This window comes from Pseudoalteromonas sp. SG44-5 (genome assembly GCF_014164175.1).
Taxonomy (GTDB): domain Bacteria; phylum Pseudomonadota; class Gammaproteobacteria; order Enterobacterales; family Alteromonadaceae; genus Pseudoalteromonas; species Pseudoalteromonas nigrifaciens.
Genome location: NZ_JACJES010000004.1, coordinates 58,451 through 80,360 on the forward strand (window position 1 = coordinate 58,451; position 21,910 = coordinate 80,360).

General features: G+C 40.6%; 16 protein-coding genes and 1 tRNA gene. 5 read left to right on the top strand and 12 right to left on the bottom strand.

From position 1 onward, the window contains the following. Positions 1-50: 50 nt before the first annotated feature. Positions 51-671, top strand: coding sequence for an AhpA/YtjB family protein (locus tag H5079_RS06935; protein WP_011327357.1), 621 nt, complete (start codon positions 51-53; stop codon positions 669-671). Here H5079_RS06935 and H5079_RS06940 read toward each other — a convergent pair. The 4 genes from H5079_RS06940 to prfC form a co-directional block, all read right to left on the bottom strand. Beyond that, entirely contained in the window at positions 638-1,405 is a 768-nt protein-coding gene (locus H5079_RS06940; protein WP_182683799.1) for a TatD family hydrolase, read from the bottom strand. The two genes, H5079_RS06935 and H5079_RS06940, sit on opposite strands and share 34 nt — an antisense overlap. A gap of 21 nt (positions 1,406-1,426) precedes the next feature. Next, the gene (gene pdxH / locus H5079_RS06945; protein ID WP_011327355.1) at positions 1,427-2,065 is read right to left on the bottom strand and encodes a pyridoxamine 5'-phosphate oxidase; all 639 of its coding nucleotides are present in this window, start codon (positions 2,063-2,065) and stop codon (positions 1,427-1,429) included. Positions 2,066-2,466: 401 nt separating this feature from the next. Beyond that, positions 2,467-4,209: an arginine--tRNA ligase gene (gene argS, locus H5079_RS06950; RefSeq protein ID WP_086997856.1), complete on the bottom strand. Its 1,743-nt coding sequence runs from the start codon at positions 4,207-4,209 to the stop codon at positions 2,467-2,469. 57 nt (positions 4,210-4,266) lie between these two features. Continuing rightward, positions 4,267-5,856, bottom strand: a complete 1,590-nt coding sequence (prfC, locus tag H5079_RS06955; protein WP_011327353.1) for a peptide chain release factor 3 — start codon at positions 5,854-5,856, stop codon at positions 4,267-4,269. A gap of 366 nt (positions 5,857-6,222) precedes the next feature. On the opposite strand from prfC, the gene H5079_RS06960 reads away from it, so the two are divergent. Further along, on the top strand, positions 6,223-8,889 hold the full coding sequence (locus tag H5079_RS06960) for an ATP-binding protein (RefSeq protein WP_182683800.1): 2,667 nt from the start codon (positions 6,223-6,225) through the stop codon (positions 8,887-8,889). A gap of 65 nt (positions 8,890-8,954) precedes the next feature. Here H5079_RS06960 and rimI read toward each other — a convergent pair whose 3' ends face one another. From rimI to H5079_RS06975, 3 genes are all read right to left on the bottom strand, one after another. Next, a complete protein-coding gene (gene rimI / locus H5079_RS06965) occupies positions 8,955-9,422 on the bottom strand; it encodes a ribosomal protein S18-alanine N-acetyltransferase (protein WP_182683842.1) in 468 nt (155 codons plus the stop codon). Continuing rightward, entirely contained in the window at positions 9,409-9,729 is a 321-nt protein-coding gene (locus tag H5079_RS06970; RefSeq protein ID WP_182683801.1) for a hypothetical protein, read from the bottom strand. The genes rimI and H5079_RS06970 overlap by 14 nt, the downstream gene beginning before the upstream one ends. Before the next feature lie 65 nt (positions 9,730-9,794). Then, positions 9,795-9,871: transfer RNA gene (locus H5079_RS06975), tRNA-Trp, on the bottom strand. A gap of 702 nt (positions 9,872-10,573) precedes the next feature. On the opposite strand from H5079_RS06975, the gene H5079_RS06980 reads away from it, so the two are divergent. Together H5079_RS06980 and H5079_RS06985 are read left to right on the top strand one after the other, a co-directional pair. After that, positions 10,574-11,146 (top strand): TetR/AcrR family transcriptional regulator, encoded by a 573-nt coding sequence (locus H5079_RS06980; protein WP_011327349.1) that lies wholly within the window; start codon positions 10,574-10,576, stop codon positions 11,144-11,146. A 66-nt stretch (positions 11,147-11,212) separates the two neighbouring features. Continuing rightward, positions 11,213-12,643, top strand: coding sequence for an MDR family MFS transporter (locus H5079_RS06985; protein WP_011327348.1), 1,431 nt, complete (start codon positions 11,213-11,215; stop codon positions 12,641-12,643). An 85-nt stretch (positions 12,644-12,728) separates the two neighbouring features. Here H5079_RS06985 and guaA read toward each other — a convergent pair whose 3' ends face one another. After that, positions 12,729-14,306, bottom strand: coding sequence for a glutamine-hydrolyzing GMP synthase (gene guaA, locus H5079_RS06990; RefSeq protein ID WP_011327347.1), 1,578 nt, complete (start codon positions 14,304-14,306; stop codon positions 12,729-12,731). A 105-nt stretch (positions 14,307-14,411) separates the two neighbouring features. Beyond that, positions 14,412-15,881 carry an IMP dehydrogenase gene (guaB, locus tag H5079_RS06995; RefSeq protein ID WP_011327346.1) on the bottom strand — a complete coding sequence of 490 codons (1,470 nt, stop codon included), beginning with the start codon at positions 15,879-15,881 and terminating at the stop codon, positions 14,412-14,414. Between the two features lie 136 nt (positions 15,882-16,017). Here guaB and xseA point away from each other — a divergent pair, with 136 nt between their 5' ends. Next, complete coding sequence (gene xseA, locus H5079_RS07000; protein WP_089367813.1) at positions 16,018-17,352, top strand: exodeoxyribonuclease VII large subunit; 1,335 nt, start codon at positions 16,018-16,020, stop codon at positions 17,350-17,352. Positions 17,353-17,359: 7 nt separating this feature from the next. On the opposite strand, the gene H5079_RS07005 is transcribed toward xseA, so the two are convergent. From H5079_RS07005 to H5079_RS07015, 3 genes are all read right to left on the bottom strand, one after another. Further along, on the bottom strand, positions 17,360-18,007 hold the full coding sequence (locus H5079_RS07005; protein ID WP_089367812.1) for a hypothetical protein: 648 nt from the start codon (positions 18,005-18,007) through the stop codon (positions 17,360-17,362). 18 nt (positions 18,008-18,025) lie between these two features. Beyond that, complete coding sequence (cysE, locus tag H5079_RS07010) at positions 18,026-18,844, bottom strand: serine O-acetyltransferase (RefSeq protein WP_011327343.1); 819 nt, start codon at positions 18,842-18,844, stop codon at positions 18,026-18,028. A 173-nt stretch (positions 18,845-19,017) separates the two neighbouring features. Then, positions 19,018-21,897: a pitrilysin family protein gene (locus H5079_RS07015; protein ID WP_086997831.1), complete on the bottom strand. Its 2,880-nt coding sequence runs from the start codon at positions 21,895-21,897 to the stop codon at positions 19,018-19,020. Positions 21,898-21,910: the final 13 nt, after the last annotated feature.

Below are 21,910 nucleotides of genomic sequence, written 5' to 3' on the forward strand. Positions count from 1 at the left end.
AGCATTTGTAACATCAAATCAAAATGCTGTCAGTAGTATATACGGTGACTATGAAAAATAACCATCTTAAAAACCCTATCACTGCCTCACAAAAAAAACGCTTAGTGCGTTTATTGCTTGCTACTGCCTGCTTAATATTACTGAGCTGGGTGGGCATTAATAGTAGTTTTCAAAGCCATCAATTACTTTATGACAGTGCCGATAGTACGGCAAAATCGCTCACCAAATTTATGGCATTAAATGCTAAAACCCCGTTAATTGAAAAAAACAAACCGCAACTTAATGCATTATGTAACAACATAAGCAAAGATGAATTTGTACTTTCAGCCACAATTTACGACCAGCAAGGCATGCTTATAGCCAGTAGCGATAATTGGCAATCGCTGCATGTTAGCGGCCAGCTATCTGAATCAACTCCTGGTGTTAGTAAACTTAAAACACCGTTTATAGAGCCCGTGGTAAGTGACGACGACAGACCTGTTGGTTTTGTATCTATTACTTATTTAACCCGTGCGGCAGTTACATCTAGCCACAATCATTTTCATGACTTAGGTCGCCAAGTATTATTAATGTTGGTAATTGCATGTATTTTTACTTGGCAATTTGGCCGTGGCTTAAAAATATGGCAGGTTAATCGCTATATACAAAAAACATCACAGCATGAGTCGTAAAGCTCTGTAGCTAGTTGCTCTTTGTGTTGTTTGGGCTTTAATTCACACAATACATCAAATACCCGCATTATTTGCAGCGGCGTATTGATCTCCCCTTGATAACCACATAGCGGCATTGATGGCGAGTCGGTTTCAAGCACTAGGTGCGATGTATTTATATTGGCAATTACATCGCGCGTTTTAACCGCTCGCGGGTAGCTAATAACACCGCCTACACCGAGCTTAAAACCTTGCTTAATATAATATTGAGCTTGTTGAAGTGATCCCGAAAACGCATGAATAACCCCTCCATACTTAGGCTTACAACGCTTAAACGACTGCGCTATTAAATCATGGCTTTGCCTATGATGCACAATTAACGGTAACCCTAGCTGATTAGCCAATGCTATTTGTTGTTCAAATAGAAAGGTTTGTTTGGAGAGGTTTTCAATACTTCGATCTAGACCGCATTCGCCAATTGCCACCAGCTGGTTTTTATTGGCCGTAGCAAATGTAAATAGCAGCTCTATATGGGACTCTTGATGCTGATTTAAAAAGTAAGGATGCAGTCCTGCAGCTATTTTTACGCCTGCAAAGTTAATTTTAAATTCAAGTAATGCACGCGATTGGGCCAAACTAATACCGGGCACCACAAACTGCTCAACTCCCTTTGCTACACACTCGCTAATGAGTGACTCGCGGTTTGAGTCAAACTCTGTAAAGTCGAGGTGGCAATGAGAGTCAATAAATTGCATTGTTACTTACTCATCGATTTATTAAGGGTTTAAGCGTGTAATTTGCCAGCTGTTGTCTGCTTGGCGCTGATACATAAAGCGGTCGTGCAGGCGGTGTGCCCCACCTTGCCAAAACTCAATTTTTTGCGGTACAACACAATAGCCACCCCAAAAGTCAGGTAAAGGAATTTCACCTTTAGCAAACTTGTTTTTCATATTGGCAAAGGTTTCCATCAACACTTTACGCGATGAAACTGGGCGACTTTGTGCTGATGCCCACGCTGCTAGCTGGCTTTCTTTAGGGCGAGATAAAAAGTACTTAGCCACCGCAGAAGTAGGTAAAGGTTTAGCCTCGCCATACACAATTACTTGGCGTTCCATAGGGTGCCAAGGAAAGTGCAGCGATATTTTATTATTACCTTTAAGCTCCTGCGCTTTGCGCGAACCTGTATTAGTAAAAAACACAAAACCATCATTATCTAAATGCTTAAGCAATACAATGCGCTGCGAAGGCTGCCCGGTATCATCAACTGTCGCCACTACCATAGCGGTTGGATCAGGTAAATTACTTGCTACAGCGTGCTCAAGCCAGGTTTCAAACTGTTTAAACGGATCATCAAGCAAATTATCTTCGCTTAACGCGTTTTGCAGGTATTCACGACGGATATCTTCGAGTTTCATAATAAATCCTTTAAATAAAGCGTTAGAAAAGAGCTTAGAGTAACGAGCTTAAATAGTGATGCTAGTAACAACAAACATCAAGCTTTAGGTATATTCGATACCGGTAAACACAAAATTTTTAGTGTATGCGATAGCAATAAACATCGAGCTTTAGGTATATTCGATAGCAATAAACACAGAGTCTCAAGTTTATGCGATAACAATAAATACAGAGTATCAGGTGTATCGTTGGGTTTCGTTTCACTCAACCCAACCTCGGTGTAAAGCGTTACATCTGCAAGTGTAGGAGTGCTAGCAAGGCGGTAAAACTATTTATGCCAAGGAGCATACGGTTTGTATGTGACTTAGGCTAAATAGTTTTATCAACGCAGCTAAAGCGAACTACACGCAGCAGAAGGTGATTACATTTGCTCCATGACTTCAATGCCTAGTAAGTCTAATCCCGTCTCTAACGTTTTAGAAACCAAATTACATAACACTAAACGGCTATCACGTACGTTTGGCTCTACGCCTTCTTTAAGTACTGGGCAGGCTTCGTAGAACGTCATATATAAGCTTGCTAGTTCATATAAGTAACCACATAGTACGTGTGGTGTGGCTTCAGTGATCATTAAATCAAGTACTTCTTCAAGCTGCAGTAACTTAAGCGCTAGCGCTTTTTCTTGCGGCTCTACGATAGTAACGTTTGAATTTAGTGTAGCTGCATCAACGCCTGATTTACGAAAAATACTGCGTATACGCGTATAGGCATATTGTAAGTAAGGTGCTGTTGCGCCTTCAAAGCTTAGCATGCTGTCCCAGTTGAAAATATAATCACTGGTGCGGTGCTTAGAAAGGTCGGCATATTTAACTGCGCCAATACCTACTTTGCGGGCAATTTCGCTGCGCTCTTGCTCTGATAAATCAGATTCACGCTCGGCTAATTTTATTGCTGCGCGATTAATCGACTCTTCGAGTAAATCGGCAAGTTTAACTGTGCCACCGGTACGGGTTTTAAATGGTTTGTTGTCGGCGCCCATCATGGTGCCAAACGGGCAAAACTCATAGCTAGTTTCATCGCGTAAAAAACCAGCTTTACGTGCTGTAAGCTCTACTTGGTTAAAGTGCAGGCTTTGGCGCGCATCAACAAAAATTAAGATACGATCGGCACCTAACTTATTTGAGCGGTAATCACATGCGGCTAAATCTGTAGTTGCATATAAAAAGCCGCCACCCGATTTTTGTACAATAAACGCCGATGGTTCGCCGTCTTTGTTTGCTAGTTCATCTAAAAATACTACCTGTGCGCCTTGCGACTCCACGGCAATATTTTTATCTTTTAATAAACTAATAATGTCATTTAGCTCAGCGTTGTATGCGCTTTCAGCCATAATATCAGCTTGTGTAAGCGTTACATTTAAGCGCTTATATACTTCTTCAGAGTGCTTAACTGAAGTGGCAATAAAAAGCTTCCACAGTTTTTCACAATGCGCGTCGCCGCCTTGTAATTTAACTACATAATTACGTGCTTTGTCGGCAAAGCCTTCTTCATCGTCAAAACGTTTTTTAGCGTCGCGGTAAAAGGTTTCTAAATCGGCAAGTGCTACTGTATCTAAATCTACGCCTTGGCTAATTTGATCTTCTAAATGCGCAATCAACATACCAAATTGTGTGCCCCAATCACCCATGTGATTTTGACGCACAACGCTATCGCCTCTAAATTCAAGCGCACGCACAATCGCATCACCAATAATGGTTGAGCGTAAATGGCCTACGTGCATTTCTTTAGCAAGGTTTGGCGATGAGTAATCAACAACCACTTTTTGTGGATTAGCGTGTTCATTAACCGCTAATTTTGCATCACTGTTCGCCGCTTTAACGCTTTGTGCTAAAAATTCAGGCTTTAAATGAATATTTATAAACCCTGGGCCGGCAATTTCAGTTTTTTCGGCAATGTCGCTTACATCTAGGTTATCAATAATTTTTTGCGCAAGCTCTCGTGGGTTGCTTTTCATTTTTTTAGCCGCGCCCATGGCAGCATTAATTTGGTAGTCACCAAATTGTGGACGAGTACTTTGTGTAACTGCTGGGTTAGTATCTGCTGGTAAGCCTACAGCTGTCATAGCGGCAATGGCTTTTTCTACTAAAATAGTACGAATGTTCATATTTTTTACCTTAATAAGCCCGCCAAAGCAGGCTTTTAAAATTTTACTAAGCTGGCTTTAGTTTTCGCGTGTATGGCTAAAGGTGACTTCTGGATAGCGCTCTACTGATAAATTAAGGTTTACACGGCTTGGCGCTATGTAAGTTAAATTATCGCCGCCATCTAAGGCTAGGTTGCTTTCACATTTACGCTTAAAGTCTTCAAACTTTTTAACGTCGTCGCTACTTACCCAGCGGGCTGTATTTACGTTAACACCTTCGTAAATTGCATCTACGTTATATTCTGCTTTTAAGCGCGCTACAACCACATCAAACTGAAGTACACCTACTGCGCCTACAATTAAATCGTTGTTTATTAGCGGTCTAAATACCTGTACAGCACCCTCTTCTGAAAGTTGTACTAAGCCTTTTAATAACTGCTTTTGCTTAAGCGGATCACGTAAACGAATACGGCGGAATAATTCCGGTGCAAAGTTAGGAATACCACTAAACTTAAGCTTTTCACCTTGGGTAAAAGTATCACCTATTTGAATCGTACCGTGGTTATGTAAACCAATAATGTCGCCAGCGAATGCATCACCTGCGCGCTCACGATCGCCAGCCATAAACGTAACCGCATCAGAAATACTTACTTGTTTGCCAATTCGCACATGATTCATTTTCATGCCTTGGCTGTATTTACCCGACACTATGCGCATAAAGGCAATTCGGTCGCGGTGTTTCGGGTCCATATTGGCCTGAATTTTAAATACAAAGCCAGTAAAGTTCTCTTCAGTGGCAACTACTTGGCGGTCTTCTGTTTCACGTGGTAATGGCGTTGGCGCCCATTTAGTTAAGCCGTCAAGTACATGGTCAACACCAAAGTTACCTAGTGCTGTACCAAAATAAACTGGCGATAGTTCGCCGGCTAAAAACAGCTCTAAATCAAATTCATTGGATGCGCCAATAACCAGCTCTAGCTCATCGCGTAATTGCGCGGCAAGATCGTCACCAATAGCATCAACCAGTTCTGGGTTATCTATCCCTTTAATGGTGCGCACGTCTTGAATTTTATGACCTTGGCCAGTTTTATATAAAACCGCTTCATCGTTATGAATATGATAAACGCCTTTAAAGCCTTTACCGCTACCAATTGGCCAAGTAATAGGGGCACACGCTATTTTAAGCTCGGTTTCAACTTCGTCAAGCAGCTCCATTGGGTCGCGTATATCACGGTCACATTTATTCATAAAAGTAACAATTGGCGTAGTACGCAGGCGTGTTACTTCCATTAATTTACGCGTACGGTCTTCTACACCTTTGGCCGCATCAATAACCATTAAGCACGAATCGACTGCTGTTAGGGTACGGTACGTATCTTCTGAGAAGTCTTCGTGTCCAGGTGTGTCGAGCAGGTTAACCAAGGCGTTTTTATACGGAAACTGCATTACTGAGGTAGTAACAGAAATACCACGCTCTTTTTCCATGTCCATCCAGTCAGATTTAGCATGCTGGTTAGAGCCACGGCCTTTTACTGTACCGGCTTTTTGGATAGCTTGTCCGAATAAGAGTACTTTTTCGGTGATGGTGGTTTTACCCGCATCTGGATGCGAAATAATCGCGAAGGTACGTCGTTTATTAATTTCACTGAGGAGATTTTGCTCTGCCATTAAAAAAGTTCTTTTAGTTTGAATACGGACATTTATGTATGCTGACGTTTCAGAGCTAATATTGCTCAACCCCGAAAGCTCAACACACCCTAGGAAGAACCCAATTTGGCTCCTCACACGCGATCCGTTATGTTAATCGTAATTGAAGACTATTTTCGCTGATCTTCACTCTATAAACAATCAATGCTTAGTTATTAACTGATTCTTTTTTTATTAACTCTCCCAGAGCGCGTATTTACTCAATTATTGTCCTAAATTGTGCTTAGTTATAAATATTACCAGCACAATAAACAAACGCTAAGCTTGAGTAATATAGCTGTAAAACATATTATTACTAACATTACATGGAGGATGTGTTGTTTGGTAATGAAAACCAGTAAGTTAAGCATTAGGTTATTATGGTATATAACGCCGTTAGTTATACTTCCGCTGTTATTTTTAGGTGGTTTTACGCTAACTAATGTAACCAACTCAACACAAAAACAAGCTGATTTAATTATGAGCCGGTTTGTTGAACAACAACAACAAAAAGTATTTAACTATATTGACTCATTTCAATCCACTGCTAAGCTATTATCCACCTCACCCGTATTGAACGATTTTTTAGCTAACGATTTACATGCTGATGGTGGCTACACCTATCGCCTAGGTGCGTTAATGGATGTGTTTGCCAGTTATAGCGAGGCCTATCCCGATATTATTAGCATTAACTTAATGTCGGTAAATGGCAAAAGCGATGCCTACTACTCAAGTAATTTAAGCATAGCGCCAAAATCGTATCCTTTTTTTGAAAAAGTACAGCAAAGTAATTTAAGCCAACAGCAGTTTATGATGCAAAAAGCAGATGGCACCACCAGCTTGTATTTTATTCAGCGTATTTATAGCATTGACTACTATCTTAAGCGCCCGCAACAGCTTGGTTTTATAGTACTGCATATTGACCCTTCTATTCTTAATACCAGTATTTTAGAAGCCCCTTACAACAACACTCTCAACTTACTCGTTAGTAACGAGGGGAAAATTTTATTTAGTTCCGATTATAATATTCGTGGCCAATACATTAGTGAATTTGAGCTCAACCAGGTACATAACTTAGCCGACATTGGCTCTTTATCAACCATAGAGCTTTCGAGTATAGATAAAATAGAGCGGATGATTTTTGCGGTGCAAATGAGCGGTGGTTATTATGTATCGACTATTCCTAAAGCCGTTTTGTATCAATCGGGTAAGGCTATTAGCTTAATTACCGGCTTAATTGTTATTATTTCGGTTATTACGCTGCCAATACTTATTTTTATTGTAGTGCGTAATTTATTACTTAATCCTATTGAGCTATTAGGTGCAGCTAGCCACCGTGTAGGTGATGGCGATTTAGGTGTTTCACTGCCCGCGCACACAGATGATGAAGTAGGCATATTGTTTAACGACTTTAATCACATGGTTAATCAAATTAGGCATTATCAAGAGCAATTAGAAGAATATAAACATCACCTCGAAGACAAAGTAGAAAGCCGCACCAAAGCGCTAGAAACCATGAATAGCCAGTTAGAGCTTGCGATTGGCCAAGCAGAGCAAGCAAATCAACTTAAAAGTCGCTTTTTGGCTAATATGAGCCACGAAATTCGTACCCCACTCACGGCAATAATGGGCTTTACCGAACAGCTTTTACATAACGATAAAATCACCAACAACAAACAGCATTTAAGCACTATTTTACGCAACTCTAAGCATTTACTAGAGTTAATAAATAACATTTTAGATTTGTCTAAAATTGAAGCCGAAAAAATTGCTGTAGAGCAAGCCCCACTAAATGTAGTGCGCTTAATTCACGACATTGAGTCAATTATTGAACCGCTGGCACAACAAAAAAAGCTAAAGCTCAGTATTAATTATCAACTCCCGTTACCACACACTATAAACAGCGACGAAACCCGCTTAAAACAAATACTGATCAACATTGCCAGCAATGCAGTTAAGTTTACCGAGCAAGGCCATGTATCTATAACGGTTCATTACCTACCAAGCCAAGAGCTGATGTTTGTAATACAAGATAGCGGAATTGGTATGGTTGAAAGTCAAATTAAGCGCTTATTTACTCCTTTTGAGCAAGCAGACGCTACCACAACCCGTCGCTTTGGCGGCACCGGGCTTGGGCTATGTATTTCAAAAAATTTAGCACAACGTCTTGGCGGTGATATAACCGTTAAAAGTGAATTAGATGTAGGTAGCTGCTTTACTATAACCATAGCCTGTAATTTACAAACGCCATTAGCCGATAACCTGTTTTTAGAGCAATCCAATCAACTCATTCCAGAAAAAGATCCGCTGCTTTCCTTCGCTAGTAATAATTTTGATGCACATATTTTAGTGGCCGAAGATAACCCCGATAATCAATTATTAATAAAGCTGCTGCTGCAAACTTGGGGATTAGAGCCCGACATAGCAAACAATGGCGCTGAAGCGGTAGAAATGGCGCTAGTAAACGACTATCAGTTAATTATTATGGATATGCAAATGCCAGTAATGGGTGGCCTAGAAGCGACTAAAATATTACGCCATGCTGCATACGACGGCCCTATAATCGCACTCACTGCGAATGTAATGAACCATGACGTAGACACATATATTGCTGCAGGATGCGACAAGGCTCTGGCGAAACCTATAGATAAAGATGCCCTAGAAAGCGTATTAGTAAGTTACCTACACCTTGAAAAAGACAATCAAAATAAATGGGACGACATACTCAAAAGTGAAAAATTCCAACAAATAAATGCAAATTACGTCGCTAACCTGCCAACTTATTTAGATGAAATAAAAAGCTTACAATTTTCGGGTAACTTAGTCGCATTACGCGCATTAGCACATAATATAAAAGGCAGTGCTGGGTGTTTTAACTTTGATGATATTTATCACTGTGCTGCGCGTTTAGAAGATCATTTAAAAAGCGATAGCAAAGCCGCGTTAAACGAATTAACAGCTAACTTAATTAACGCTATTGAGCAGGTTATTAGTGAGCAAAGTAAGCCGGTATAAGTTATCGGCTTACTGCAACAATATTCTTTATACAGTTATCACTGCAAACTCTTCACTACAAAATATTATTGAAAGTTTAAGCCCAGTGCCATGCCCATTAAAATAGCGTCTTCAAATCCGTTTTTAGCAGGATTGTCGCTTGGGTAATAGTTTTTACGCACTGACATTTCTATAAAGCCTGCATTTTCGTAGAGCTTTATTGCGGGGGTATTTGATTCGCGTACTTCTAAAAATAAATTTTCAGCATTTTGCTGCTCACCATATTCAATAAACTGGTTCAGTAGCTGTTTTGCAATGCCTTTTCCTTGCTCGCTTGGGGCAACGCAAATATCCATCAAGGTAAAGTCGGGCCCGGCCTTTTCGCCAATATAAAAACCTACCATGGTACCGCCGTTAAACGCTGCTAAATTAAAATAGCGCCCACCAATACATGAGCTCATGGTATTTAACGTCCACGGGTGGCTGTGGCATGCGGTTTCTATAGCCATTAATTGCGGTATAGCGGTTGCGTCTACTGATTTAAAGTTTATCAAGATGGTCACTCATTAAAGCCCATAAAGCACGTTTATCGGCAGTACTGAGCTGTGAATTTGTTAAAACTAACTGATCGCCATGTAATTGCAGTTCCGTGCCTTGTATTACACTATTGATGGTAATGGGGGCTATGGCACGCTTTATATCTGCAAATAACTGGCTTGTGAGCGAAATAGGCTCAGGCGCGACGCTGTCTGCTTTAGTGTCAGTTGCTTTATTATTTATTGGCTGGTTATTAACCGTTTGATAATGCTGATTTAATTCGAGGTTTTCTATACCAAAAACAGCTGCGTAACGTGAATGCATAACGACTCGATGAAATTAGTAAGTAAGGTAATATAAGAAGTAATAAATTCGATGTAAAGAAGAAATGGCAGGGGCGGAGAGATTCGAACTCCCAACCGTCGGTTTTGGAGACCGCTGTTCTACCAATTGGAACTACGCCCCTGCAATACCGACGAATTATAGAGACCTTTGGCCAAAGGTAAAGAAAAAAATCATCTTTTTGGTTTGATTGCCTTTTAAATAAACAAAACGACGAATTAGCAGGCTAATTATTCATTTTTTAATTACTTAGACTCAGGCAAATATTAATAGCCGAGCACTAAATTAATTATTTTTACGTTTTGTGAATAAAAATATAATAGCAATAAAGTGCTGTAGCTTACTTTATCTCACTGTGCTGATACTACTATTTGTTGTGGTTCAATAAAACTAGGCACTAATTTAGATAGTTTGCTAATAACTTACTGATAGCTTGCTGATAGCTTGCTGATAATTTGCTGATAATTTGCTGATAATTATTAGATGGTTTCTAGGCAGCTTTTAGATACTTTTTAAATAGTTTTTACAATTTGAATAACTCAAGCTCCCTGCCTTACTAATTTTAGCATGCTCTTAAATCTTCGCTATTCCCTTTAAACTTGCTCTTGTAGCTAAATTATCACCTTCAAACCATATTGATAAGAACAAAGCGTACTATTCCGCCCCCCTTTGGCTATCGCCTTTTGGCGCATTTTTAGAGCCATGCTGGTGATAATATTACCGGTTACACAAAATAAAATGTAAAGCCGATAGCATTGACACAGAGTCGATTCCTCCTTACCATTGAAATAATAGACCAGTCGTTATAATTTGAGGTGTTTTAGTTATGAGTGAAAAAGTAAAGCCGAAAGACGTTCTAATTGAGACGGCATCACGCTTATTTAGAGTGCGCGGATATTGCGGAGTGGGCCTAAATGACATAATTGAAGAAAGTGGCGTACCTAAGGGCTCCTTGTATTACTACTTTCCAAAAGGCAAAGAGCAGTTGGCGACTGCTGCAATTAACAATACTAAAAGACTTGTTATGGAAGATATTCAAAAAAACTTTGCGGGTGTATCCAATCCAATAGATGCTTTTCAAGCTTATGTTTATGAATTATCCAGAGTGTTTGGACAAGGCGGAACCCCTCTTGGCTCTCCAATTGGCACTATTGCTGGAGAAAAACATTCCACTAGTGAACCTATTCGCTTGGCGTGTGAAGCGACCTTTAAAAGTTGGCAATCTATTTATACTGAAAAGTTTCTTGAAGCAGGCTACACAGAACAACAGTCCACAAGTTTAGCTACTGTTTTTCATGCGCTAACTGAGGGCGGTATTCTCTTAGCTTTAACAATGAAAACGGGCAAGCCGCTTGAAACAATAGCAGAGCAAATTCCCTCATTGCTTATTAAAAAGTAAATTTAAAAAGTAAATAAAGTATCAACCAACACAGGTCAATTTAGTTAATCAGCGAAGAGAGTTTTAATGTCTACAATTGCATATGAACAAGATAAAACAGTTATAAGACCAGTCCCTATTCTAATATCCTTTTTAATTGCCGGATTCATTGGCTTATTTAGCGAAACAGCTTTAAATATGGCACTTGGCAATTTAATGAGTGAATTAGATGTTGTTTCCTCTACCGTGCAGTGGATAACAACAGGTTACTTACTGACTATGGGGATCCTCATTCCCGTTTCTGCACTATTAATACAATGGTTTAGTACACGGCAATTATTCGTTGCTTCGTTACTTTTTTCGATTATTGGAGCGATAGTTTCCGGTATAGCCCCCTCTTTTAGTGTTTTGCTATTAGGTCGTATTATTCAGGCAATCGGAACCGGCTTATTAATTCCCTTAATGTTCCATACAGCCCTCATCATTTTCCCTGTTCATAAAAGAGGCACTATTATGGGATTGATTGGCCTTGTTATGATGACAGCACCGGCTGTTGGACCAGCTACTTCGGGGCTGATTATTGAGCTGTTGAGCTGGAATTGGATTCTTTGGTTACTCATTCCGTTTCTTGTTTTTTCATTAGTATACGGGCTGGCTTATGTGCAGAACGTTTCTGTTTTGAGTAAGCCTAAAATAGATGTGCTGTCAATTTTGTTATCGACTGTCGGGTTTGGTGGCATTGTATATGGCTTTAGTATTGCGGGTGAAAAAGGATGGGGGAACTTACTGGTAATTAGTACCATTATAATTGCGCTAATCTCTCTTATTATATTTTCGTTAAGACAGTTTAAACTCGATAAACCAATGTTAGATTTACGTACTTTAAAATATCCAAAGTATACTTTAGGTTTATTGAGTGTATCTGCCACATTCATGATTATTTTATCAACCATGATTCTTTTGCCTTTATATTTACAAATTGGCCTTGGATTAACTGCGCTTACTGCTGGCCTTGTGCTTATGCCAGGTGGAATAATAAATGGTGCTTTGTCTCCGATCGCGGGGCGTATATTTGATAAGTTTGGCTCTAAGTGGCTACTTACACCTGGCTTTATTATTATGATTATTACGCTATGGAATCTGTCGAATGTAACCACAGAAACCTCTATTGCAATGGTTATCTTTTTGCATTCATCTCTCATGATTGGCGTAACATTAATTATGATGCCTGCGCAAACAAATGGTTTAAATGAGCTCCCCAGAGAACTATATGCTGACGGGACCGCTTTAATAAACACTTTACTGCAAGTATCTGGCTCAATTGGCACCGCCTTGGCGATTACAATCATGTCGGCTTCTCAAAATAGTTTTTTGGAAAACGTGGCCGATCCATCAGCGCCCTCTGCAGTAAGTAGCTCATTAACAGCGGGTGTACAAACAGCGTTTATTTTGGGAATTGTACTTGCGATTAGCGGGTTAATTATGTCGTTCTTTATAAAGTCATCTAAAAATACTTAAAGTAATATTAGCAACAAAAAAGCCCATGAAATCATGGGCTTTTATTTTTATATACTGCTAATACTAGCTAGTAGCTAACGCGCGATTATTCCCACTCAATAGTTGCAGGTGGTTTACCCGAAATATCGTAAACAACACGCGAAATACCATCAATTTCATTAATGATACGGTTTGAAACCACACCTAAAAATTCATATGGTAAATGTGACCAGCGCGCGGTCATAAAGTCGATAGTTTCCACGCAGCGCAGTGATACAACCCAATCGTATTTACGCGCATCACCCATAACCCCTACCGATTTAACCGGTAAAAACACAGTGAACGCTTGGCTTACTTTATGGTAAAGCTCTGCTTTGTGAAGCTCTTCGATGAAAATAGCATCGGCGCGACGCAGTAAATCACAGTATTCTTTTTTAATTTCGCCAAGTACACGGACACCTAAACCTGGTCCAGGGAAAGGATGACGGTAAAGCATGTCGTACGGTAAACCTAGCTCTAGGCCAATTTTACGTACTTCATCTTTAAATAACTCACGTAGCGGCTCAACTAGGCCCATTTTCATGTCTGCTGGTAATCCGCCCACATTGTGGTGCGATTTAATTACGTGTGCTTTACCGGTGGCAGATGCCGCAGATTCAATTACGTCTGGATAAATTGTACCTTGCGCTAACCATTTTGCATTTTTAAGCTTTTTAGCTTGCTCATCAAATACATTAATAAACGTGTGGCCAATGGCTTTACGCTTATCTTCTGGGTCTGACTTACCAGCAAGGTCATTTAAAAATTGCTCTTCGGCTTCAACTTTAACAATGTTTAGGCCAAACTTATTACCAAACATGTCCATAACTTGCTGGCCTTCGTTTAAACGAAGTAAGCCGTTATCAACAAATACACAAGTTAGCTTTTCGCCAATTGCACGGTGAATAAGCATAGCCACAACCGATGAATCAACACCGCCCGAAAGACCTAAAATAACTTCGTCATCGCCAACTGTTTCTTTAATGCGCTCAATGGCATTATCGATAATTTTTGCTGCAGTCCATAATTTTTCACAACCACAAATATCAATAGCAAAACGCTCTAATAAACGCTGCCCTTGATGTGTGTGCGTTACTTCTGGATGAAACTGTACGCCGTAAAAGCGTTTTTCTTCGTTCGACATTGCCGCATGCGGACACGTAGATGTTTTAGCTGTGGTTTTAAAGCTTTGTGGAATATCCATTACTTTATCGCCATGGCTCATCCATACATCTAGTACGCCATTGCCGCCGTCGGTAATATGATCTTCTATCGCATCAAACAACGCACAATTACCCACTTTTTCTACTTGGGCGTAACCAAACTCTTTTTTATCAGAGCTGTGTACACTGCCGCCAAGCTGAGCTGCCATAGTTTGCATGCCGTAGCAAATACCTAGTACTGGCACACCAGCATTAAATACATATTCAGGAGCGCGTGGGCTGTTTTCAAGTGTTGTCGACTCTGGGCCACCAGAGAGAATAATACCTTGTGGGTTGAACTCGCGAATTTGCTCTTCGGTCACATCCCATGCCCACAGTTCACAGTAAACACCAATTTCGCGCACACGACGGGCAATTAATTGAGTGTATTGTGAACCAAAGTCTAAAATGAGAATTCGTGAATCGTGAATGTCTTTGCTCATGGAGTATCTCGTAAAGTCAGATGCTAAATAATGCTACTGATATAGTGAGTAGCTATTTAAAAAGGCTAGTAAAACTAGCCCATAAATTGATGTAATTACGGCTGATTAGCCTAAACGGTAGTTAGGTGCTTCTTTAGTGATTTGCACGTCATGTACATGCGACTCACCCATACCAGCTGAAGTAACACGTACAAACTGTGGTTTGGTGTTTAGCTCTTCAATAGTGGCACAACCGGTTAAGCCCATTGCGCTGCGCAGGCCGCCCACTTGCTGATGGATAATAGTTGCAATAGGACCTTTGTACGCTACGCGACCTTCAATACCTTCTGGTACTAACTTGTCGGCTTCGTTTGACTTTTGGAAGTAACGATCTGATGAACCTTCTTTTTGATCCATCGCGCCTAACGAGCCCATACCACGGTATGATTTGTAGTAACGGCCTTGGTAAAGCTCTACTTCGCCAGGTGCTTCTTCAGTACCAGCAAGCAAAGAGCCCACCATTACACACGATGCACCAGCAACAAGTGCTTTTACAATATCGCCAGAAAAACGAATTCCGCCATCGGCAATTACCGGAATATCACGGCCTTTTAAGCCATCAACAGCATCTGAAATAGCCGTAATTTGTGGCACACCACAACCCGTAACAATACGCGTAGTACAAATAGAACCTGGGCCTATTCCTACTTTAACCGCATCGGCTCCAGCGTCTGCAAGCGCAACAGCGCCTTCTGCTGTTGCTACGTTACCAGCAATAATTTGTAAGTCTGGGTATTCTTTGCGGGTTTTCGCAACGCGGTCAATAACACCTTGAGAATGGCCGTGCGAAGTATCGATAAGTAATACGTCAATACCTGCTTCTACTAATGCAGCAATACGCTCATCAGTACCTGCGCCAACACTCACAGCAGCACCTACACGCAAACGACCTTGGTCGTCTTTACAGGCATCTGGTTTTTCTTGTGCTTTTTGGTAATCTTTTACGGTGATCATGCCCTTTAGTTTAAACGCATCATCAACCACAAGAATTTTTTCAATGCGGTGTTCGTGCATTAAGCCTAAAATCTCTTCGCGCGCAGCACCTTCGTTTACAGTAACTAGCTTGTCTTTTTTAGTCATAACAGTAGAAACAGGCTGTTCAAGCTTAGTTTCAAAGCGCATATCACGCCCTGTTACAATACCAACAAGATTGTTATCGCTATCGGTTACTGGAAAGCCCGAAAAACCTTTTTCTTGCGACAGCTCAAGTGCATCTGCAATGGTTAAGTCGGCAGTTACTGTAATAGGATAAGTAACAATACCCGCTTCATAGGTTTTAACTTTACGAACGTTTTTCGCTTGTTCTGCAATAGTCATGTTTTTATGAATAAAACCAAGACCACCTTCTTGCGCAAGGGCAATAGCTAAACGAGCTTCGGTAACAGTATCCATAGATGCTGAAACAAGCGGCAAGTTAAGTTTGATTCCACGCGTTAAGCGAGTTGAAATATTTGCCGTATGTGGCAAAACAGTAGAATGACCAGGTACTAAAAGTACGTCATCAAAGGTAAGAGCTTCTTTAGCGATTCTAAGCATTTTGGCAACTTCTCACATGGTGGATCTAAGATAAGGAATTGCGGCCAAATTTTAACAGCGTTGCTGGCACTAGTAAATCATATTTTGTAAATATTTATGATAAACTAGGGTTATAAATAGTTTTTGGTAGTTTTTTATGTTTTCGAAGCCTTTGCAAACGATTTACACCGTGTCACGCCTTAATAGAGAAATACGCGCCCTACTCGAGCAAGGCTTTGCCTCGCTGGTACTAACTGGCGAAATTTCGAACTTTATTACTCCGGCGTCTGGGCATTGGTATTTTTCGTTAAAAGACGATAAAGCACAAATAAAAGCAGCCATGTGGCGCGGCAATAATCGTAACCAAAGTTACCGACCCATTAACGGTGCGCAGGTAACGGTAAAAGCGCGCGTTTCACTTTATGAACCACGCGGCGACTATCAACTTATTGTTGAGCATATGGAACCTGCTGGCGAAGGACAACTTAAGCAAGAGTTTGACGCCCTAAAAATGCGTTTAGCCGCTGAGGGGCTATTTAGCTCGGTTTATAAAAAACCTCTACCGCAAAACATTAACCGTATCGGGGTAATAACCTCTGCAACTGGCGCGGCCATAAAAGATATTTTAACCGTACTAAAACGCCGCGCACCGCAGTTAGAAGTTATTATTTACCCTGCTATGGTGCAAGGTAAAGACGCACATCTGCAGTTAATTAAACAAATAGAGTTGGCTAATATTCGCAGCGAAGTAGACGTGCTTATTTTAGGGCGTGGTGGCGGCTCTTTAGAAGATTTATGGTGTTTTAACCATGAGCAACTTGCACGCGCTATATTTAATAGCCAACTGCCTATTGTGAGCGCGGTAGGCCACGAAATCGACACCACTATTAGCGACTATGTAGCCGACGTACGTGCAGCTACGCCTTCTGCGGCGGCAGAGCTGGTAAGCCCTAATACGCAAGAGTTACATAATAAAGTAACTCAGCTAGTTAACCGTCTTGCTAATGCGTTTAAACACGATATGAGCGAAAAGCGCGCTCAAGCATTACAACTACAGCACAGGTTAAATTTATGCCATCCACGTAATCAGTTAAATCAAAAAGCGCAGCGCTTGGATGAGCTAAGCATTGCACTACAACAAGCTATGCGTAATAGTTTATATCAACAAGAGCGCACCCTTAATAATTTAACGCCTAGATTAATGCGCCAATCACCCGACAAAAAGCTCACTCAAGCAAGTCACCAACTCGCACAATTACAAACTCGGCTTAACCAAGCAATACAGCAGCAATTACAGCAAGCTAATAACAGCTTAGCACTGCAGGCAAGTCGCCTAGATTCAGTAAGTCCACTTAATGTATTAGCGCGAGGCTATAGTATTACAAAAACAGATAAGCAAAAGGTGGTTAAATCGGTAGCGGATGTAAAAGTCGGAGATACTTTAATTACTGAACTGGTTGACGGCACGCTACACTCGCAAGTACTAAGTTAGCAGCGTCTTACTCTTTAGTACTCACTATAAAGTCTATCTGTTCATCGGTTGAATTTGACGAAGTGAGCTTAAATTGCTGCCACCATGGCATTAGCGCTAATTTATCGTTCAGCTCGCGCCACTGCACATGCCCTTGCTGATTAGTTTTATCGGCAACTAGGCTAAACTTACAAAGTGTTTGTTTGCACTCTAAACTAGTTAGTTGCGCGGTATTACTTAAATCGCTGGTAATTAAAAAATCAGTTAGCGCGGTTTCTACTTCGTAGCTCCACTGGCTATTTTCATCCTCAGCTATAAACTTCTCTTCTAACTGCTTAGCAAAATCAAGCTGATCTAGTTGCGCTAATTTTAACGCTTGTTCAACGCGTTTAAGTTGTTTGGTTTTAAGCTCAAGCTCATTGGTAAGCGTGGCAATTTTATGCGTATATGGTGCAATACTCTCAGCCTGAAAGTTACCATCGGCAGGGTTAACATGCTCGTCAGTACTATTGAGTGACTCATCGTTAGCTTGCTTTATAACAATACTTTTATAAGGAAACGGCTGGCTTTGTTGCGCTTGAATAGGCATAGAATGTAAAAACAAAAAGTAACCACTGGTTAATCCTACGCCTAAAATAAAACAGCACAGGCCAAGTAAGTTACTTTTGTTTAGCATTTTAAATTGCTCATTACTTTATAGCATAGAGCTAGTATGCGATTCATTTTCAGGCTCAGGTTTAGCTAAAAAGTTTTGGTTCATACTTTTTGCAGGGCATTCGCAATCTGGGCGACCAATAATTTTTGCCGGTACACCTACCGCTGTAGTGTGTGGCGGTACATTACTTAGCACAACAGAGCCTGCGCCAATACGCGCGCCCGCGCCCACTTCAATATTGCCTAATATTTTAGCCCCAGCACCAATAAGTACCCCGGCTCTAATTTTAGGGTGACGATCGCCTTGCTCATTGCCCGTGCCACCTAAAGTAACCGACTGCAGTATTGATACGTTATCTTCAATTACCGCCGTTTCACCAATAACAATACCGGTTGCATGGTCAAACATTATTCCTTTACCCACTTTACAAGCAGGATGAATATCAACGCCAAATACTTCTGAGCTACGGCTTTGAATAAAGCGCGCCAACTCTTTACGGTTTTGCGTCCACAAACAATTAGCTAAACGATGCGCCTGAATAGCATGGAAACCTTTTAAATTTAATATTACCGTAAGGTAAGTTTCGGCTGCAGGGTCACGATCTTTTACCGCTTTAATATCGTGAGCAACGTGCGTTAGCATACGCTCACACCTTACAAACGACTGATCAAATAGCTCACGAATAGTAAATGCCGACACCACCGCATCTGCCAATTTATTAGCAACAATAAAACTCAGCGCCGCCCCTAAACATTCATGGTTCAAAATACACGAATAAACATGGCTCGCTAAAAGAGGTTCGCGTTTTACTACTTCATTTGCTTCGCTGCGAAGCTGTTGCCAAATTTCATGTCGCATATTACTGCCTTTGTTGATCAAAAAGAGCCTTTTGCTAAGTTTAACGGATTTAGTCACTAAGGTGTTAATCCCTTAGTTATTTGTTGTGGTTATTAGATATAACTATTTTTATAAAACAAAAATGCCCCAACTATTTAAAACAGTTGGAGCATTTAGTTTTTTTAAGTTTAAACTTACTTAAATACTTTATCTACTGCTATTACTGCAATATTTTTTGCCGGAATAGCTAATTTGTAATCGGCAATCACTTTATCCTCTGCAACAAGCTCTGCTGGTTTATCGGTATTATAAACCATTGGCGATGTTTGCTCAGGCGCTAAACGCTTTTGCATATCAGCGCCGTCACCGGTAATAAATACATAATGGATATTATCGGTTTGTAGATTATCTTTAATAACGCGGTTTACATCCTTTACTGTTAGCGTTTTAAGTTTGTTAGTTACGTAACTTACAAAGCTGTCGGTATTGTAAAACTCGCTATCAAGTGCATAACCTAGTTGGCGATTTTGGCTTGCCACCATTTGCGGCACAAAGTTAATTAAAAAGTTACGCGTGGCTTCAAAGTCGTCTTCACTCATGCCATTTTTAATTAGCTTATCAAGCTCAAACAAGGCGGTACGAGTCGCAAAATGCGCATCGTTATTAGAGCGAAGTGGGCGTAACCACACTTGAAATATTTGCTCAGAGCGCCCTAGGTTTGCATCAGGCTTAGTTTGAAACATACCACGCGGAAAGTATTCAATGTACGCGTAATCGCCATAGTTCATGCCACGGGTTTCACGAATACGCTCATATAAAAAGCTGTTAGAACTACGGTGCTCACCAAAGTAAGAACGCACTAACCACAGTGCAGTCCAGTCCTCACTACTTCTTATTGTATCAATTGGAAAACCAAACGATACCGCTGTCGACTGCGCACTCTTTTCAACAATAGTAGCATGATGGCCTTTAAGCTCAGGCGCATCAGGAATACTTAAACGGCTTTGCTCGCCTTTAGGCAGGCCTGCTAAATCAGCTAGCATAGTGGCTTTTAGTTTTTCCGGTACTGCACCAATTAAGCCAAGTGTTAGCTTAGATTGCGTAAGCTCTGTGTTATAAAACGTTTTAACATCATCAAGCGTAAGTGCTTCTAAATCTGAAATATCACCATAGTTGTAGCTTTCATAAGGATGGCCTTTGTAAAGCGCGCTGTAGAGTACTTCTTTACCTAGTTCTTCATCGTTAGATGCTTTTAAGCCCGATTTAATACCGTCAATTAGCTCTTTTTTAAGGCGCTTAAAGTCATCTTCTCTAAAACCGGGATTAAGTAACTGATCGCTCACTAATGCATACCACTTAGCAGCGTTATCTTTATGAATACGCCCTTGAAACGACAGCATTTCTTTATCTATTTGATAACCAAAGCTACCTGCCAGCGGATAAAGTGCTTGTTTAATATCTTTATAGCTTGTTGATTGTGAGCCACCTTGCGCCAGCATAGCTGCAGTTAATGCGCCAAGGCCTTTTTTACCTTGCGGGTCAGCAGCAGCCCCGGTATTGAATAAAAAGTTAACGTCGATTAATGGCGAGCTGTTAGTTTTATCTAGTACTTTAAATGCAGCAGCCTGAGGTGCTTGCTCCAGTTTTGCAACCAGTGCGTTTAAATCAACCTCTTGCTCAAAATTTGGCGCTTTATCAAGTGCCGACATAGTCACGGTAGTGCGTGCATTATCAACAAAATACTTGTTAGCAATTGCTTTAATATCTTCAGCTGTTATTTCATCTGAGGTTTTATATAGCTGGTTTATTACCCTAGGGTCACGCTCAAAATGCATATAGCTTGCAAGGGTTGCAGCAATTGCTTGCGACGAATCTAAACCATTTATAAAGCTGTATTTAAGGTTAGATTTTAAGTCGCTGAGTTTTTGGCTATCTACTAACTCAGTACGCGCTTGGGCGTAGGTACGATTGATTGCATCGCGTACTTTGGCTAAATCGTCTGCTTTTTCTACTTTTACAAATACATGCAGTAAACCCGGATCTTTGGTTTCTGGATTATAGCTAAACATTTGGCTGGCAATTTGTTTATCTACCACTAGCTCTTGGTATAAATCTGAGTTGTTTGAAAAATAAAGCTGCGAGAGTAAATCAAGCGCAGCTCTGTCTTTTTTAGCCGGCTCCCACGCAGTGCCTTTATACGATACTAATAACCAATGCCCTGGTAAGCCTGGGTTTTGTTGATGACTATATTTTGGCGCTTGCTGTGTTGGCTCTGCTTTAATGTCGGCAACATAGTCACCCTTTTTCCACGCACCCCAGTGTTTTTTAACCATAGCCATAGTGGCTTTTGGGTCTACATCACCCACAATTACAAGTGATACATATTCGGGCTTATAAAATTTGGCAAAAAATTCTTTACCATAAGCCATTTGATCAGGCATGGCTTCTATGTCTTTAAAAAAGCCCATAGTGGTGTGTTTATAAGTGTGTTGCTCAAAGGCCTCTTCGCGTACTGCGCTAAGTAATTTACGCACTGGGCTGGCATTATTTTTTAAGTACTCGCCTTTTACCGTTTGCGCTTCGGTTCTAAATTGCTCTTCGGTATAGGTTAAATTTTGAAAAATATCAGCTTCAAGTTCAAGTACTTTATCAAGATGCTGCTTTGAAAAGTTTAAATGATAGTTAGTGTAATCGTTGGTGGTGTAAGCGCGGTTATCAACGCCAGAATTTTTTAAAATACTTGAATACACAGCCTCAGGAAATTTTTCAGAGCCTTTAAACATCATGTGTTCAAAAAAATGCGCAAAGCCCGTTTTACCCGCTTGCGTTTCATTACGTGATCCTACCGATACAGGAATTTGCAACGAGACTACATCAGGGTAATCGGTTTTAACCACCATAACGCGCAAGCCATTTTCAAGCTCTTCTAGTAAGTAGTCTTGTGAAAAAACGCCCTCGCCCGTAGTGTTTGTTTGTTGTTGTGTTACTGCTTGGCTCGTTTGATTTTGTTCAATAGCGCAACCCGACAGTGCCAGCGATACCGCTAAACTGGTTGCTAAAAATTTAAATTTCATTGTTTTTCCTTTT